The organism is Brochothrix thermosphacta DSM 20171 = FSL F6-1036 (genome assembly GCF_036884295.1).
Classification (GTDB): domain Bacteria; phylum Bacillota; class Bacilli; order Lactobacillales; family Listeriaceae; genus Brochothrix; species Brochothrix thermosphacta.
Window position 1 is genome coordinate 368406 of sequence record NZ_CP145608.1, and the last position, 17021, is coordinate 385426.

At 41.7% G+C, this 17021-nt stretch carries 12 protein-coding genes, 2 tRNA genes and 2 rRNA genes; 7 read left to right on the forward strand and 9 right to left on the reverse strand.

The window, feature by feature from the left end:
• Positions 1-3 precede the first annotated feature (3 nt).
• The 8 genes from mnhG to V6S17_RS01955 all read right to left on the reverse strand — a co-directional run bounded on the left by mnhG (position 4) and on the right by V6S17_RS01955 (position 7267).
• Complete coding sequence (gene mnhG / locus V6S17_RS01920) at positions 4-570, reverse strand: monovalent cation/H(+) antiporter subunit G (RefSeq protein ID WP_051457418.1); 567 nt, start codon at positions 568-570, stop codon at positions 4-6.
• Positions 551-841 carry a Na(+)/H(+) antiporter subunit F1 gene (locus V6S17_RS01925; RefSeq protein ID WP_029091918.1) on the reverse strand — a complete coding sequence of 97 codons (291 nt, stop codon included), beginning with the start codon at positions 839-841 and terminating at the stop codon, positions 551-553. The genes mnhG and V6S17_RS01925 overlap by 20 nt, the downstream gene beginning before the upstream one ends.
• Positions 838-1317, reverse strand: a complete 480-nt coding sequence (locus V6S17_RS01930) for a Na+/H+ antiporter subunit E (protein WP_029091919.1) — start codon at positions 1315-1317, stop codon at positions 838-840. Before V6S17_RS01930 ends, V6S17_RS01925 begins: the two co-directional genes overlap by 4 nt.
• Positions 1318-2811 (reverse strand): Na+/H+ antiporter subunit D, encoded by a 1494-nt coding sequence (locus V6S17_RS01935; RefSeq protein ID WP_029091920.1) that lies wholly within the window; start codon positions 2809-2811, stop codon positions 1318-1320. It abuts the gene before it with no gap.
• Entirely contained in the window at positions 2801-3145 is a 345-nt protein-coding gene (locus V6S17_RS01940) for a Na(+)/H(+) antiporter subunit C (RefSeq protein WP_029091921.1), read from the reverse strand. Before V6S17_RS01940 ends, V6S17_RS01935 begins: the two co-directional genes overlap by 11 nt.
• Entirely contained in the window at positions 3146-3568 is a 423-nt protein-coding gene (locus V6S17_RS01945) for a Na(+)/H(+) antiporter subunit B (protein ID WP_029091922.1), read from the reverse strand. It lies immediately after the preceding gene.
• Complete coding sequence (locus tag V6S17_RS01950; protein WP_029091923.1) at positions 3558-5963, reverse strand: Na+/H+ antiporter subunit A; 2406 nt, start codon at positions 5961-5963, stop codon at positions 3558-3560. The genes V6S17_RS01945 and V6S17_RS01950 overlap by 11 nt, the downstream gene beginning before the upstream one ends.
• A 95-nt stretch (positions 5964-6058) precedes the next feature.
• Positions 6059-7267, reverse strand: coding sequence for an MFS transporter (locus V6S17_RS01955; protein WP_029091924.1), 1209 nt, complete (start codon positions 7265-7267; stop codon positions 6059-6061).
• Between the two features lie 301 nt (positions 7268-7568).
• On the opposite strand from V6S17_RS01955, the gene V6S17_RS01960 reads away from it, so the two are divergent.
• Complete coding sequence (locus tag V6S17_RS01960) at positions 7569-8159, forward strand: peptidylprolyl isomerase (RefSeq protein WP_029091925.1); 591 nt, start codon at positions 7569-7571, stop codon at positions 8157-8159.
• Between the two features lie 30 nt (positions 8160-8189).
• Here V6S17_RS01960 and V6S17_RS01965 read toward each other — a convergent pair whose 3' ends face one another.
• Complete coding sequence (locus tag V6S17_RS01965; protein ID WP_051457416.1) at positions 8190-9377, reverse strand: MalY/PatB family protein; 1188 nt, start codon at positions 9375-9377, stop codon at positions 8190-8192.
• A 194-nt stretch (positions 9378-9571) separates the two neighbouring features.
• On the opposite strand from V6S17_RS01965, the gene V6S17_RS01970 reads away from it, so the two are divergent.
• The 6 genes from V6S17_RS01970 (at position 9572) to V6S17_RS01995 (ending at position 16963) form a co-directional block, all read left to right on the forward strand.
• A complete protein-coding gene (locus V6S17_RS01970; protein ID WP_029091926.1) occupies positions 9572-9913 on the forward strand; it encodes a CvfD/Ygs/GSP13 family RNA-binding post-transcriptional regulator in 342 nt (113 codons plus the stop codon).
• A 159-nt stretch (positions 9914-10072) separates the two neighbouring features.
• A complete protein-coding gene (locus V6S17_RS01975) occupies positions 10073-11425 on the forward strand; it encodes a glucose-6-phosphate isomerase (RefSeq protein ID WP_029091927.1) in 1353 nt (450 codons plus the stop codon).
• A gap of 497 nt (positions 11426-11922) precedes the next feature.
• Positions 11923-13470: ribosomal RNA gene (locus tag V6S17_RS01980) — 16S ribosomal RNA — on the forward strand.
• Between the two features lie 103 nt (positions 13471-13573).
• A tRNA-Ile gene (locus tag V6S17_RS01985) sits at positions 13574-13650 on the forward strand.
• 21 nt (positions 13651-13671) lie between these two features.
• A tRNA-Ala gene (locus V6S17_RS01990) sits at positions 13672-13747 on the forward strand.
• Positions 13748-14034: 287 nt separating this feature from the next.
• A 23S ribosomal RNA gene (locus V6S17_RS01995) occupies positions 14035-16963 on the forward strand.
• Together the 16S and 23S rRNA genes with 2 tRNA genes alongside form the textbook arrangement of a ribosomal RNA operon.
• Positions 16964-17021: the final 58 nt, after the last annotated feature.

Here is a 17021-nt window from a genome sequence, read left to right on the forward strand (position 1 = left end):
GAATTAATTCGTGTTGTCATCATCATCGTCATTCAATTCTTCTGTAGGGCTAAGTGGCGTTTTAATTTCAGCTTGAAACGCTTCTGCTTCCTCTTGTTCATGTTGCAATAAGCGCTTATCGCGCATCGCATCAACAAGTTGAGTTAATTGAATTACTTTTTCATAATCTTCTTCTTCACGAACTTCACGCTGGAGTCGTTCAGCACGTAATGCTTGTATTTCTTCTTTTTTCACAGGATAGAGTTCATCAATTTTGTGCTTTTTAGTTAAAGGCACACCGATATGGTAAGCCGAACGTGTGATTAAATGGTTGGCAATCGGAGCTGTTAAAAAGATGAAAACAAGTGCCAGTATAATTCTTGGCAATAAATTGACCGATGAAAAATAAGTGAAGTATAACGATAAAGCTAACATCATTATAGTGATACCGAGTGTGTTCCCAATACCAGCGGCATGTGCTCGCGTATAAGTATCGGGTAAACGAATTAAACCGATAGCTGCAATAAGACTTAGTATAGACGATAAAATGATTAAAATCGAGATAATAATCTCAAGACTTAGTTCGATCACGCACAATCACCTTACCTTTCTCTTCAAAACGAGCATATGAGACAGTTCCAATAAAGGCGAGTAGACCGATTATTAGAAGAACATCAACAAATACAGGTGTGTTTTGAAGCATTGAAATCAAGGCAGCGATTGAAACCAAGGCGATACCAATACAGTCTAATGCTAAAACGCGATCAGCTATAAAATAACCTTTAATGACGCGATAAAGAAATAGCAGGATGGATACACCAAATAAAACGAGTGATATATAGATTGAGGCCTGTAATATCATTTGCGAAACACCTCCACAATATGACGTTCGAAACCGTTACGAATTTTACTACGCTCTTCTTCAGGATCACTAAGATCGATACAGTGAATATAGAAAGTATGTGAATCTTCATCCACCTCAATACATGTTGTACCGGGTGTGAGTGAAATGAGTGATGTTAGCAACATAACTTCCCAATCTGATTCTAGAACGGTACGGTATTTGAAAATACCGGGTGTAATATCGATATCTTTTGCAAGGATGACTTTCGACATGGCAATCGAACTTGTCACCACGTCACCCAGGAACATCACGATTAAACGAACAATTGAAAACGCGCGTTCAAGGTAAAAGCAACCTTTGAAAAAGCGACGCATAGTGAATAACATGATGATACCGATGATATAGCCGATTAAAAAAGTACTGAAGGTGAAATCCGCCTGTAGAAACTGCCAGAGTAAGGCAATGAGGCTATTAAGAAAAATTTGAAAAACCATTTAATTGCCTCCTAACACAGATTGGATATAAATCATTGGGTTAGCCAATGAATCGGCAGCTATTTGGACATACGGTGTTACAAATTGTATACCAATTCCAAACGCAACCGTTAAACATACGAGCAAGATAGTGGGGAACATCATTTGACGATAGCCGTATACCATATGACGCGGGCCACGTTCCTTACCCCAAAATCCGAGGATGAAGATACGTAATAATGATAAAAGTACAAATAGGCTAGAGATCAAAATCAATAGTCCACCGACGATATCGCCACTCTGGAAGACACCTTTAATCAGGTAAAGTTTTCCAATGAAACCACTAAACGGTGGAATGCCTGCAAGGCCAAGCATAGCGATAAAGAAGATAAAGGTTAGACCTGGATAACGAAGGATCAAACCAGAGAAATCTCGAATATCTGGCGTTCCCGTTATGAATAGGATAACACCGATAATCATAAAGAGTGCGACTTTGATTAACATATCATGAATCGTATAAAAAACACTCCCAGTCATTCCGTCTAATGTGTGGCTCGAAAAGCCGACAAGAATAACGCCAATAGCAATAAGAATATTATAAATTACGATATTTTTCATATTACGGTAACTCATAGCGCCAATAACACCAATGATGATGGTTAAGTAGGCAGACCAACGGAGGAAACTCCATTCAATACCTGGTTCGGCAGAGAAGAACAAGCTGAATGTACGCATGATTGCATATAAACCAACCTTTGTAAGAAGGCCTCCAAAAAGCGCAAGAATGGGCATAGGCGCACTTACATATGAGCTTGGCAACCAGACGAACAGCGGGAAAATACCGGCTTTTGATCCAAATACAAACAGAAAGAAGATGGCAATCACACTGATTAAACCAGCATCCGCTTGTCCTTGGACTTCGCTCAGCTTTTGTCCGATATCTGCCATGTTCAAAGTACCAACTACGCCATAAAGCATCGCGACAGACACAATGAAAAAGGCAGAAGCAATCACGTTAAATACCAAGTACTTTACGATTCCTTGAAGCTGGACACGAGTACCGCCTAACACAATGATGCCATAAGATGCCATTAACATCACCTCGAAGAAAACAAAGAGGTTGAAAATATCACCCGTCAAGAAGCTTCCGTTTACACCTGTGATCATGAAGAATACAAGTGAATAGTACAAACCTTCTTCACGTGGCACGCTAATCGTTTTGATTGAATAAAGAATAATAAACGGAAGGATGACCGTTGTTGTTAAAACAAGTAATATTGCTAACATATCAGCAACGATACTAATACCAAAAGGTACGGGCCAATCACCCATTGTCACAACTAATGTTCCTTCTTTAATCACTTTGGTGAAGGTGAAAATTGTAAAAGCAAGTAAAACCAAACTCCAAATAATTGCTGCTGGACGCTGGTACTTGATTTTATGCGGTAGAATCAATAAGCAAATCGCAGCAACAAAAGGTATTAGGATGGGAAGTAAAGCAAAGTTAGTCATCATCATCATCATTTCCTCTCGTGCGGTTTACCATATCTGTTCCAATTTCTTGGTAAGCCCTGTAAGCCACTACTAAAAAGAGAGCAGTGACAGCAAAACCAATTACAATGGCTGTTAAGATTAAGGCTTGCGGAATCGGGTCGTTGAACAGTTTGAGTCCATCTAATAAGATAGGGGCACTACCGTTCTTAATGCCTCCAATAGTTAAAAGAGTTAAGTTCGCACCGTGGCTAACGATAGCCGTTCCGATAATAATACGTAAGATATTTTTCGATAGGATGAGATAAACACCGGCTGTAAACATTAAACCGATTAATAAACTCATTAATAACTCCATTTAATCACTCTCCCCAATCGCTAAGATTATTGTTAAAATGGCACCGAGTACAACCATCAATACGCCAATATCGAAGAGGGTAGAAGTGTAAAGTCCAGTATGGCCAAAAAGAGGCAAGTCTACATACACGGATGAGTGCGTTAGAAATGATTGGCCTTTAAAAAGACTAATACTTGAACTGATAAGGATAATTAATAAACCGGAACCAGCAAGACGTAACGGGTTAAACGGTAAAATTCGTTTGACGAGATTTAAATCGTAAGCAATTGCCAGTAAAGCGAATGCAGAAACGATAATCAAGCCACCAATAAACCCTCCCCCTGGAAGATTATGTCCAGAGAAAAAAGAATCAGCACCAAAAATTAAGATGATAAAGACGATAATTTGAGAAGCCATTCGGAGTAAGACATCATTATTCTTCATGTTGTTTATCTCCTTTGTTGAGACGTAAGCGAATTAATGAGTAGATGCTCATCGCAGCCACCGTAAGTACAGCCGATTCGAAGAATGTATCGAATCCACGGAAATCGACCAGGGTTACGTTGACCACATTTTTACCGCCGCCCTTAGTATAGGCATTTTCAATGAAGTAAGGCGAAAGAACTGAATCGAAAAATGTTGTGTTGAATGATGAAAAGACAACGATAAACATTACGAAACCAACAGCCATACTAATCCATAAACGCCAAGAGAACGGTGTTATTTTTTCTTCATCTTTACCTATTTGCGGCAAGAAGCGGAAAGCAAGCAGATAAAGAATAACTGAAATTGTTTCGACAACTAACTGTGTTAAAGCTAAATCAGGTGCACGCGCGATCATAAAGATAATTGCGATGAGATACCCAAGAGCACCTAGCAAAATAACAGAGGTTAGACGTGCTTTAGAAAGCATAATCGCTAACAATACAACGACAGCAGCTGCAAAAATCAGCCAATCAACAACATCAATCGGTGAGAGTTTAGCTGTCGAAAAGTTCAATGACGACGTGGTGGTTACACCAATAATTGTCGCAAAGATAAACGTCATAAAGAGAATAATCAGATAAAAGCGTAAATTCCCATTCATGACACTTGTCATTGAACGATAAGATAGTTTTTCAAAGTAGTAGTTACCACGGTTATAAACATCATTCCAACTGAATAGAAAGCGTAATGGGCGTTGGATGAGTGGTTTCCATTTGAGGTACGTTGCCGCTAAAATAGAACCGATAATTATAATAGCAATGGTTAACCAAAGTGCCGGAGTGAAACCGTGCCATAGAGATAAGTGTAATTGATAGTCCGGATTCAATGTTGTTTTAACACTATGTATTGCGGGTGTAATCAACGGTGTTGCTAAGAGATTTGGAAATAAGCCACTTACAACAACAATGATTACCAAGATTAATGGAGAAGTCGCCATCCCGATGGGTGTATGTGTCGCTTTTTTAGGTTGTAACCATGGTTTCATTTTTCCAGTGAAAGGACGGAAGAATAAAATCATGCTGTAGACAAAGGTGATGACACTTGCAATCCAAGCAACAAACAAAAAGATGTAAGAAAGCACAGTTAATGAAGGTGCTTGAATAGTCGAAAGATTAACAAAGGATTCTAAAAACATCTCTTTGCTGACAAAACCATTAAATGGTGGAATTCCAGCCATGGCAAATGTACCGACAAAAGCGAGTGTTGCAGCTAAAGGCATCACGTTCATTAAACCGCCGAGACGACGTATGTCTCGTGTGCCTGTTTCATGATCGATAATACCAACAACCATGAATAATGCGCCTTTGAACGTTGCATGGTTGAATAAGTGTAAAAGAGCAGCAGCTAGAGCAGCGACATAAAAACCGTTCGCCTCACGCAGTGAGTTTGAACCGAGCCCTAATAAAGACATGATTAAACCTAATTGACTGATGGTTGAATAGGCGAGAATTCCTTTTAAATCCACTTGTTTTAAAGCATTGAAGGAACCCCAGAACAATGTCGTAAGACCCACGATCATAATAATGACTGACCAAGACTGGTGAGTGGGTGCGAACACCGGAGTCATTCGAGCAACGAGATAGATACCTGCTTTAACCATAGTCGCGGAGTGAAGGTAAGCGCTAATCGGTGTTGGCGCTTCCATCGCATCGGGCAGCCAGATGTGGAATGGAAACTGTGCTGACTTTGTAAAAGCTCCGAGCAAGATGAAAATCATCGCGAGCATGAAGAATGGAGAGTTACTAAAGGTTGAAGCTTCTGCTATAACGGTTTGAATACTAAAGCTACCCGCAAGGTTAGAAAGAATACTCATTCCCCCGAGCATCATCAAACCACCGAAAACGGTAATATACAATGCTTTTTTTGCACCATAACGTGAACGCTCACGTTTATGCCAATAGCCAATCAATAGGAAGGAACTGATCGAAGTCATCTCCCAGAAAAGGTACAGCACCATCATATTATCTGATAGTACAAGACCAAGCATTGCTGTCATGAAGATTAAGAGGTAAGCATAGAAGTAGTGCAGTTGTTCTTTCTTCTTGCTGAGGTAAAAGATGGAGTACAGTGTTACTAAAGCGCCTATACCAGTAATCAGTAAGACGAAAAGTAGACTCAGCCCATCCACACGCAAAACGTAGTTGATGCCTAGGTCAGGAATCCATTTCATAAGGTAAACAAGTGGTTGTGAGGTCAGGTCTCTTGATAAGAAACTAAGGAAATAACAAAACAATCCAAAAGGTACAACGAGAACTAACCATCCGAGATGCCATTGTTTTAAATACTTATGTGTAAATGGAATAAGGGCAGCTACGATGAGTGGTAATAAAACTGCTAAGTGTAAAAAATTCACAAAAATGAATCGCTCCTTTCAAAATATCTAATATCAATTAAAATTGATAGTTACTAACAAGTATAACGAAAAAAATAACGCTTAACAAATGATAGTTAATGAAGCTCAATATTTCGTTTACGATCCGAACGTATACTAAGACGTAATAATCCGTAGGTTAAAATAAACATAAACGCCGTGAAGTAAAACACGAATGAGATGTTGAACAGGCTGGCGAGTTCTCCGCCAATAACCGGTCCAATCACATTTCCGAGGAAACGTGCACTCTGGTTATAACCAAGTACTTCACCTTGAATTGAAACAGGAGATGCTAATCTGATATAGGCGGTGGTTAACGGGATTAAGCCACCGATAACAATCCCAAATAAGAAACGTAAGAAAATAAAAAGTGTCATTGAATTGATAAAAGCTAAAGGTATAACCGCAAGTGCTGAACCGAGTAGTAGATAACCAATTATTTTTTCATAACCATGTTGATCACCTAAAATACCCCACCGTCGCGTCATAATTAAGTTACCAAAACCAGTTGCTGAAAATGCAAGCCCTGAGAGTAACGCGATGTTATTGGTGTGCGGTGCGAGTTCTTTAACATATAAAGCTAACAATGGTTGTAAACTAAAGTTTGCGATTTGTACCATACTGGTTGCGACCATCATCATTAACAATACACGTATATGTAGGATGTATGAAATTGTGTTTGGAACTTTTTCGCTTTTCTTTGAAGTAGCAGTATGTGATACAGTATCTTTCAAAACAAAGACAACAAGAAAGAAAACAACCAGTAACGAAGCACTGCTTATGTAGAATGTTTGTTGAAAGCCGAATACATCGGCAAGATAACCTCCGATTAGAGGACCAAATAACATACCAGTAACACTACCTAGTTGTAAGGTACCAAGCACGCGACCGGATTCTTCACGTGGTGTTTGTCTAGCGATAAAAGCATTTGAAACACCGACGAATCCCGTTACAATCCCCATGAATATTCTGAGGAAAAAGAGATGTGACACTGAACTTACTTGGCCCATTAAAAAGAGCGAGATAGATAAGCCTAATGATGTGAAAATCAGAATAGGTTTGAAGCCATGACGGTCACCAATTTTCCCCCATAGAGGTGAAACAAGGAAGGCGGCAAGAAAAGTCACGCCAAAAATATAGCCAGACCAACGTTGGACAGAATCTTGTGAAAAGTTACCGAAGGTTTCAATATATAAAGATAAGAAGGGCATAATCATTGTCATACTGATTGAAACCAGGAAATTGGCACCCATTAACAAGTATAGATTTTTTTTCTTTTGAGACATAAAAAGCAAATCCTTTCTATTTATATTTGTCATATTAAATTAGGAAAAATGCAACGCTTAAAAGGGATAACCTTACGAACAAATAATTGATGTTTAAGGTAAGTAGTCACCTTACATCTTATATCGAGTAATGGTATGAAATGAAACTGTTTTTAATATAGCGTCACTGATTTGTGTAGCTGTTCCTTCACTTTCAGGCGCAGTGAATAAAAAATTATCCCACAGTTATAAATTTTTCGTTTGGTTATAAGGTTGTTCAATGTTAAAATAAAGTGAAATAAATTATAAAGGAGATTGAATTATGTCATTCCCACAATTAACAACTGAAGTACAAGAAAATGAACGCCTTGTTGCGTTTGAAACAAGTAAAGGTACAATTAAAATTAAACTTTTCCCTGAGGAAGCACCAAAAACTGTAGAAAACTTTTTAACTCACGTTGAAAATGGTTACTACGATGGTTTAATTTTCCACCGTGTTATTAAAGATTTTATGCTCCAAGGTGGCGACCCAACAGGAACTGGCATGGGCGGCGAAAGCATCTGGGGAAGCTCTTTTGAAGATGAATTTTCTCGCAACCTCTTTAATTTCCGTGGTGCGTTATCAATGGCAAATGCTGGACCTAATACAAACGGTAGTCAATTCTTTATCGTTCAAGCAAGTGAAGTGCCTAAAAACATGACACGTCAAATGAAAGATGCAGACTTCCCGGAAGAAGTTGTTAATGCGTATAAAGAAAATGGTGGTACGCCATGGTTAGACTACCGTCATACAGTCTTTGGTCAAGTAGTTGAAGGTATGGATCTTGTTGATCTTATCTCAGATGTACCAAAAGGTGCACAAGATCGTCCTGTTGAAGATGTTGTGATCAACACAATCAAAATTGTAAAATAATAGGTATGATAATGAAGCATTAGCTATCTCTTAAAGAGGAGGGCTAATGCTTTTTTCTTTGACACCTAATTCTTTAAAGGCAGCCACAATTTTAGTGATTCCCTCTGTTACAAGTACTGATGAAGTGGCGATATTGACGCGAATAAAACCATCACCTTCGATGCCGAATTGAGAACCCGGTGTGACACCCACACCTTGTTTTGCTAATTCCGCCATTACAGCATTTTCTGCGATGCCTGTTTTACGATAATCAATCCACAATAAATAAGAAGCATCCAGTGGTGTTGTTTCTATATAAGAGAGTGTTTGTAAAAGATTGTGTGAAAGAGTGATCATTTCGGTTAAGTGTGTACGTAGTTCTTCTAACCAATCGCCCCCAGTCTGATAAGCAGCAGCCATAGCAGCAGCTCCAAAACGGTTGATTGATGGATAAGAGCGTTGTTTGCGGATTTGTTCTAAGCGTTGTCGTAAAAGCGGGTCCTCACAAATCATAAAGGCAGCATTTAACCCTGCTAAATTAAATGTTTTTGAAGGTGCCATTAACATGACGGTTTTCACCGTTTTTAAATCCAAAGAAGCGGTAGGTGTATGCTTTTTAAAAGCGAGGTCTGCATGGATTTCATCTGATATAAGCGACACTTGATGATCGTCACATAAAGCGATGACGTGTTCCAGTTCAGTTTGTGACCAGATACGTCCAGCCGGATTATGCGGTGAACAAAGTAAAAATACGGTCGTTTTTGGATCCGCTAGTTTTAAGGAAAGGTCAGTGAAATCAATTTCATAACGATTGTTGTTGTAATTCAAAGGCGAAGTCACAACATTTCTATTGAGTAGTAAAGGGACCTCGCTAAAGGGATGATAAACAGGTGGTGTGATGAGGACGTTCTCGCCTGGATTTGTGAGCGCCTCAATAGCGACCGAAATACCGGAAACAACATTATGGTTATAGATGATGCTAGTTGAATCGATTTTCCATTGGTAATGCGACAACAACCAAGCTTGAATTGCTTTATTAGTTGATTCAGGCACAAACGAGTAGCCGTAAATGTTGTGATCAACAACGGATTGTAAAGCTTTAGTTACGCCTATCGGTGGTGCGAAATCCATATCTGCTACCCACATAGGGAGGACATCCGTGCCATATATTGCTGTGGATTGATCCCATTTTATAGAGTTTGTCTTTTTACGAGTAATTAAATGATTAAAATCAGTCATGATTGATCGCACCTTTCTGTTTTTTTAAGGACTATTTTAATTGTACATCAATATCAATGCCAATAAAAATATAAAAGCGCATAATATAGTAGAAGCTAATTGAATTTTGAAGAAGGTAGAAGATGCTTAGTAAGGGCTAAAAGTGCTATAATTAAAACAATTAAAAATATATCAGATTAGAAAGAAGGCACATTATGGCTAAGTTCAAGGTTGGTGACGTTGTTGAGGGAACTGTGGATGGCATACAAAAGTATGGCGCATTTATTAAATTTCCTGATGAGACACAAGGATTGATACATATTTCCGAAGTGACACATGGTTTTGTCAAAGATATAAATGACTACTTGCACGTAGGTCAGAAAATCAAAGTGGAAATCGTTAGTATGGAAGAAGATAAGAAACGTATGAGTTTATCTCTGCGAGCGATGGAAGATCATGAGAATAGCGAAGAGGGTAAAGCAGGATTCGAACCATTAAGAAAACAAATGCCAATTTGGATTGATGCTTTTTTACCAAAAGATGGGATTAGCGAATAGCACCTCTAGTGTTGTTGATAAAACAACATGTTAATTACGAGAAAGAATTCGTCACAAACTATTCGTAAATTAAATGTCAATTGAAGTATTTTTTTATTGAAAAAAGCACGTCATTGGTATAAGGTTAGTATGTTAATAAAAAATACTGGAGGTTTCGAAATGACTCATATTAAATTTGATTATTCAAATGCGTTGAAATTTTTCGGTCAACATGAAATGGACTATCTACAAAGTGCTGTAACAGCTGCCCATAATGATTTACATAATGGTACAGGTGTTGGTAACGACGCACTAGGTTGGATTGACTTGCCAACAAACTACGATAAAGAAGAATATGCTCGTATTCAAGCAGCTAGCAAAAAAATCCAAAGCGATTCAGAAGTATTAATCGTAGTCGGTATCGGTGGTTCTTATTTAGGAGCACGTGCAGCTATTGAATTTATTAAAAGCTCATTTAACAACGTCGACAGCAAAGAAGTTCGAAAAGCTCCACAAGTATTCTTTGCAGGTAACAGCATTAGCTCTACCTATTTACATGATCTAATCGAATTTGTTAAAGATAAAGATTTCTCGGTTAACATCATTTCAAAATCAGGTACAACAACAGAACCAGCATTAGCGTTCCGCGTGTTGAAAAACTTGTTAGTAGAAAAATATGGTAAAGAAGAAGCAAAATCACGTATTTATGCTACAACAGATAAAGCAAAAGGTGCATTGAAAACAGAATCTGATAACGAAGGTTACGAAACGTTTGTTGTACCAGATGATATCGGTGGCCGATTCTCAGTGTTAACAGCAGTAGGTCTTTTACCAATTGCAGCAGCTGGAATCGATACGGATGCTATCTTAGCAGGTGCACGTCAAGCAAGTGAAGACTTACGTAGTCCGAAAATCTCTGAAAACATTGCTTACCAATATGCAGTAGCGCGTAATGTTTTGTACAGCAAAGGTAAAACTGTTGAGATGTTAATCAACTATGAACCAAGCTTGCAATACTTTAACGAATGGTGGAAACAATTGTTTGGCGAAAGTGAAGGTAAAGATCAAAAAGGTATCTATCCTTCGTCAGCAAATTACTCAACAGATTTACACTCTTTAGGTCAATATGTTCAAGAAGGTCGTCGTATTCTTATGGAAACAGTTGTTAAAGTTGCAGAACCACGCTTTGATATTGATATTCCATCTGATGAAAAAAATCTTGATGGTTTGAACTTCCTTGCTGGTAAAACAGTTGATTATGTAAATGAAAAAGCTTTCCAAGGTACTTTGTTAGCACATACTGATGGTGATGTTCCTAACTTTGTAGTAGAAATCCCTAAATTAGATGAATTTTCTTTAGGATACTTGATTTACTTCTTTGAAAAAGCAGTTGGTCTTTCTGGTTACTTATTAGGAGTTAACCCATTTGATCAACCAGGTGTTGAAGCGTACAAGAAAAATATGTTTGCGCTTTTAGGAAAACCTGGTTTTGAAGCAGAAAAAGCTGAACTAGAAGCCCGCTTAGATAAATAAATATTAGCTAAACCGCTTGGGGACTATATCCCTGAGCGGTTTTATCTTTTTTTTGATTTAATACACATAAAAATGTTGCCAAAAGTATTGGTTATCATATATACTAAGTAAACAGTTCGCAAAAACATATGCACTATCTAGAAGCGGTTTAAATGTTTCTTATGAGAAAAAGTTTTTTATTAAGAAAAACTGTTGACATATAAATGCGTAGCTGATATGATAGTATTTGTTGAGTGAGAGACGCTTATAGCAAGCGAAACACCTGCTAAACATTATTTAAAATAATGTTGACACAGAGCACACAACGTGATAGTATTAAGAAGTTGTCAGCGAGAGTTTGACAGCGATTGACCTTTGAAAACTGAATGAACGAAAAGACATATTATATGCTTAAACTCTTCGGAGTTTAACCAATTAATTTCGTAACGCAAACAAGTAACAAATTTTTAGCTAGCGAACTAGTTAAGGATCATTTGATGGTTTAAACACTATCACTTTTTAACGAGAGTTTGATCCTGGCTCAGGACGAACGCTGGCGGCGTGCCTAATACATGCAAGTCGAACGAACGGATAAAGAGCTTGCTCTTTTGAAGTTAGTGGCGGACGGGTGAGTAACACGTGGGTAACCTGCCTCACAGCTGGGGATAACATCGAGAAATCGATGCTAATACCGAATGTGCTGAACATCATAAGATGTTCAAGTGAAAGACGGTTTCGGCTGTCACTGTGAGATGGACCCGCGCTGGATTAGCTAGTTGGTAAGGTAATGGCTTACCAAGGCGACGATCCATAGCCGACCTGAGAGGGTGATCGGCCACATTGGGACTGAGACACGGCCCAAACTCCTACGGGAGGCAGCAGTAGGGAATCTTCGGCAATGGACGAAAGTCTGACCGAGCAACGCCGCGTGAGCGAAGAAGGCCTTCGGGTCGTAAAGCTCTGTTGTTAGAGAAGAACATGGGTGAGAGTAACTGTTCACCCCTTGACGGTATCTAACCAGAAAGCCACGGCTAACTACGTGCCAGCAGCCGCGGTAATACGTAGGTGGCAAGCGTTGTCCGGAATTATTGGGCGTAAAGCGCGCGCAGGCGGTCTCTTAAGTCTGATGTGAAAGCCCCCGGCTCAACCGGGGAGGGTCATTGGAAACTGGGAGACTTGAGGACAGAAGAGGAGAGTGGAATTCCAAGTGTAGCGGTGAAATGCGTAGATATTTGGAGGAACACCAGTGGCGAAGGCGGCTCTCTGGTCTGTTACTGACGCTGAGGCGCGAAAGCGTGGGGAGCAAACAGGATTAGATACCCTGGTAGTCCACGCCGTAAACGATGAGTGCTAAGTGTTAGGGGGTTTCCGCCCCTTAGTGCTGCAGTTAACGCATTAAGCACTCCGCCTGGGGAGTACGACCGCAAGGTTGAAACTCAAAGGAATTGACGGGGGCCCGCACAAGCGGTGGAGCATGTGGTTTAATTCGAAGCAACGCGAAGAACCTTACCAGGTCTTGACATCCTTTGACCATTCTGGAGACAGAACTTTCCCTTCGGGGACAAAGTGACAGGTGGTGCATGGTTGTCGTCAGCTCGTGTCGTGAGATGTTGGGTTAAGTCCCGCAACGAGCGCAACCCTTGATTTTAGTTGCCAGCATTTAGTTGGGCACTCTAAAGTGACTGCCGGTGTAAGCCGGAGGAAGGTGGGGATGACGTCAAATCATCATGCCCCTTATGACCTGGGCTACACACGTGCTACAATGGATAATACAAAGGGTCGCGAAGCCGCGAGGTGGAGCCAATCCCATAAAATTATTCTCAGTTCGGATTGCAGGCTGCAACTCGCCTGCATGAAGCCGGAATCGCTAGTAATCGTAGATCAGCATGCTACGGTGAATACGTTCCCGGGCCTTGTACACACCGCCCGTCACACCACGAGAGTTTGTAACACCCAAAGCCGGTTTGGTAACCTTCGGGAGCTAGCCGTCTAAGGTGGGATAGATAATTGGGGTGAAGTCGTAACAAGGTAGCCGTATCGGAAGGTGCGGCTGGATCACCTCCTTTCTAAGGAATAGGAACACATCTTCGGATGTGATAATGTTACAAATTAATTGTTATATGTTATGTCTAGCGTTCATTTAGTTTTGAGAAGTCAATCTTCTCCAAAGGGCCTATAGCTCAGCTGGTTAGAGCGCACGCCTGATAAGCGTGAGGTCGATGGTTCGAGTCCATTTAGGCCCACCATTAAATTACATACCCTTAAACGGGGCCTTAGCTCAGCTGGGAGAGCGCCTGCCTTGCACGCAGGAGGTCAGCGGTTCGATCCCGCTAGGCTCCACCAATTTTAAATTTGTTCTTTGAAAACTGAATACTAATTGATATTAAATAGAAAGACCAAGTAACAACCGAGACTCATTTTAGGTGATTTATAATCATCAGATCGTATCGCACGATCAACCAGACATGTGTTCATCATGTCGAACTTTGCCTCTTCGGAGGCAAGGTAAAGACGAAGTTGTTTTTTTATCAATCGAGGAAGAACGAGCACTCGTAAGTAATTGTACTTCGGTACATGTCTGAGAGCGCGCAATTCTGACAAAGAGAGATAGGAAAAGAAGTAAGTCTGAAGGTTAAGTTAGAAAGGGCGCACGGTGAATGCCTTGGCACTAGGAGCCGATGAAGGACGGGACTAACACCGATATGCTTTGGGGAGCTGTACGTAAGCTTTGATCCAGAGATTTCCGAATGGGGAAACCTACTATGCTTGATCGCATAGTGTCTTCAACTGAATACATAGGTTGTTGACGGCAGACGCAGGGAACTGAAACATCTTATTACCTGCAGGAAGAGAAAGAAAAATCGATTTCCTAAGTAGCGGCGAGCGAAACGGAAACAGCCCAAACCAAAGAGCTTGCTCTTTGGGGTTGTAGGACACTCTACACGGAGTTACAAAAGAAACGTTTAGTTGAGTAACCTGGAAAGGTTAACCAAAGAGGGTAACAGTCCCGTAAACGAAAAGCGTTTCTCTCCAGAGTGGATCCTGAGTACGGCGGGACACGAGAAATCCCGTCGGAATCCACGGGGACCATCCCGTAAGGCTAAATACTCCCTAGTGACCGATAGTGTACCAGTACCGTGAGGGAAAGGTGAAAAGAACCCCGGAAGGGGAGTGAAATAGTTCCTGAAACCGTGTGCCTACAAGTAGTTAAAGCCCGTTAATGGGTGATAGCGTGCCTTTTGTAGAATGAACCGGCGAGTTACGTTTACTAGCAAGGTTAAGTTGATAAGACGGAGCCGCAGCGAAAGCGAGTCTGAATAGGGCGAATTAGTTAGTAGGCGTAGACCCGAAACCAGGTGATCTACCCATGTCCAGGATGAAGGTAAGGTAAAACTTACTGGAGGTCCGAACCCACGTAAGTTGAAAATTGCGGGGATGAGGTGTGGGTAGCGGAGAAATTCCAATCGAACCTGGAGATAGCTGGTTCTCTCCGAAATAGCTTTAGGGCTAGCCTCGAGGTTGAGAGTCATGGAGGTAGAGCACTGTTTGAACTAGGGGCCCATCTAGGGTTACTGAATTCAGATAAACTCCGAATGCCATCGACTTATACTCGGGAGTCAGACAGTGAGTGATAAGATCCATTGTCGAGAGGGAAACAGCCCAGACCACCAGTTAAGGTCCCTAAATATACGTTAAGTGGAAAAGGATGTAGTATTGCTTAGACAACTAGGATGTTGGCTCAGAAGCAGCCACCATTTAAAGAGTGCGTAATAGCTCACTAGTCGAGTGACACCGCGCCGAAAATGTACCGGGGCTAAACGTATTACCGAAACTGTGGATGGACATCTAAGATGTCCGTGGTAGGAGAGCGTTCTAAGGACAGTGAAGTCAGACCGAGAGGACTGGTGGAGTGCTTAGAAGTGAGAATGCCGGTATGAGTAGCGAAAGACGGGTGAGAATCCCGTCCACCGAATATCTAAGGTTTCCTGGGGAAGGCTCGTCCGCCCAGGGTTAGTCGGGACCTAAGCTGAGGCCGATAGGCGTAGGCGATGGACAACAGATTGATATTTCTGTACCAGTCATTAATGTTTGAGCGATGGGGGGACGCAGGAGGATACGAACGCATGCTGATGGATATGCATGTACAAGCAATTAGGCAGGGAAGTAGGCAAATCCGCTTTCCGTGTAAGCTGAGTTGTGATGTGGTGGCACCTAGTGCCGTAGGTTCTGATTCCACACTGCCAAGAAAAGCCTCTAGTTAGTTAATGACTGCCCGTACCGCAATCCGACACAGGTAGATGAGGAGAGAATCCTAAGGTGAGCGAGAGAACTCTTGTTAAGGAACTCGGCAAAATGACCCCGTAACTTCGGGAGAAGGGGTGCTCTATTAAGGTGAAAGCCTGAGAGAGCCGCAGTGAATAGGCCCAAGCGACTGTTTACCAAAAACACAGGTCTATGCAAAATCGTAAGATGACGTATATGGGCTGACACCTGCCCGGTGCTGGAAGGTTAAGAGGAGTGCTTAGCGCAAGCGAAGGTGCGAATTGAAGCCCCAGTAAACGGCGGCCGTAACTATAACGGTCCTAAGGTAGCGAAATTCCTTGTCGGGTAAGTTCCGACCCGCACGAAAGGTGTAACGATTTGGGCACTGTCTCAACAAGAGACTCGGTGAAATTATAGTACCTGTGAAGATGCAGGTTACCCGCGACAGGACGGAAAGACCCCGTGGAGCTTTACTGCAATCTGATATTGAATGTTTGTGTCACTTGTACAGGATAGGTAGGAGCCTTAGATTCCGGAGCGCTAGCTTCGGAGGAGGCGTTGGTGGGATACTACCCTTGTGACATGACCATTCTAACCCGCACCCCTTATCGGGGTGGGAGACAGTGTCAGATGGGCAGTTTGACTGGGGCGGTCGCCTCCTAAAGAGTAACGGAGGCGCCCAAAGGTTCCCTCAGAATGGTTGGAAATCATTCGCAGAGTGTAAAGGCACAAGGGAGCTTGACTGTGAGACCTACAAGTCGAACAGGGACGAAAGTCGGGCTTAGTGATCCGGTGGTTCCGCATGGAAGGGCCATCGCTCAACGGATAAAAGCTACCCCGGGGATAACAGGCTTATCTCCCCCAAGAGTCCACATCGACGGGGAGGTTTGGCACCTCGATGTCGGCTCATCGCATCCTGGGGCTGTAGTCGGTCCCAAGGGTTGGGCTGTTCGCCCATTAAAGCGGTACGCGAGCTGGGTTCAGAACGTCGTGAGACAGTTCGGTCCCTATCCGTCGCGGGCGCAGGAAATTTGAGAGGAGCTGTCCTTAGTACGAGAGGACCGGGATGGACACACCGCTGGTGTACCAGTTGTTCCGCCAGGAGCATCGCTGGGTAGCTATGTGTGGAAGGGATAAACGCTGAAAGCATCTAAGCGTGAAGCCCCCCTCGAGATGAGATTTCCCATCACTTTATGTGAGTAAGACCCCTGAGAGACGATCAGGTTGATAGGTTCGGAGTGGAAGTACAGCAATGTATGGAGCGGACGAATACTAATAGGTCGAGGACTTAACCTTATTAATTTTTAAAAAAGCGAAAATGACGATTGGTTGTCGCAAATTCTTTCTATATCAA

Excerpts from the sequence above, each read along its gene's own strand:
- V6S17_RS01925 (WP_029091918.1), bottom strand. The coding sequence starts at position 841 with ATGATATTACAGGCCTCAATCTATATATCACTCGTTTTATTTGGTGTA.
- V6S17_RS01930 (WP_029091919.1), bottom strand. The coding sequence starts at position 1,317 with ATGGTTTTTCAAATTTTTCTTAATAGCCTCATTGCCTTACTCTGGCAG.
- V6S17_RS01935 (WP_029091920.1), bottom strand. The coding sequence starts at position 2,811 with ATGATGACTAACTTTGCTTTACTTCCCATCCTAATACCTTTTGTTGCT.
- V6S17_RS01940 (WP_029091921.1), bottom strand. The coding sequence starts at position 3,145 with ATGGAGTTATTAATGAGTTTATTAATCGGTTTAATGTTTACAGCCGGT.
- V6S17_RS01945 (WP_029091922.1), bottom strand. The coding sequence starts at position 3,568 with ATGAAGAATAATGATGTCTTACTCCGAATGGCTTCTCAAATTATCGTC.
- V6S17_RS01955 (WP_029091924.1), bottom strand. The coding sequence starts at position 7,267 with ATGTCTCAAAAGAAAAAAAATCTATACTTGTTAATGGGTGCCAATTTC.
- V6S17_RS01960 (WP_029091925.1), top strand. The coding sequence starts at position 7,569 with ATGTCATTCCCACAATTAACAACTGAAGTACAAGAAAATGAACGCCTT.
- V6S17_RS01965 (WP_051457416.1), bottom strand. The coding sequence starts at position 9,377 with ATGACTGATTTTAATCATTTAATTACTCGTAAAAAGACAAACTCTATA.
- V6S17_RS01970 (WP_029091926.1), top strand. The coding sequence starts at position 9,572 with ATGGCTAAGTTCAAGGTTGGTGACGTTGTTGAGGGAACTGTGGATGGC.
- V6S17_RS01975 (WP_029091927.1), top strand. The coding sequence starts at position 10,073 with ATGACTCATATTAAATTTGATTATTCAAATGCGTTGAAATTTTTCGGT.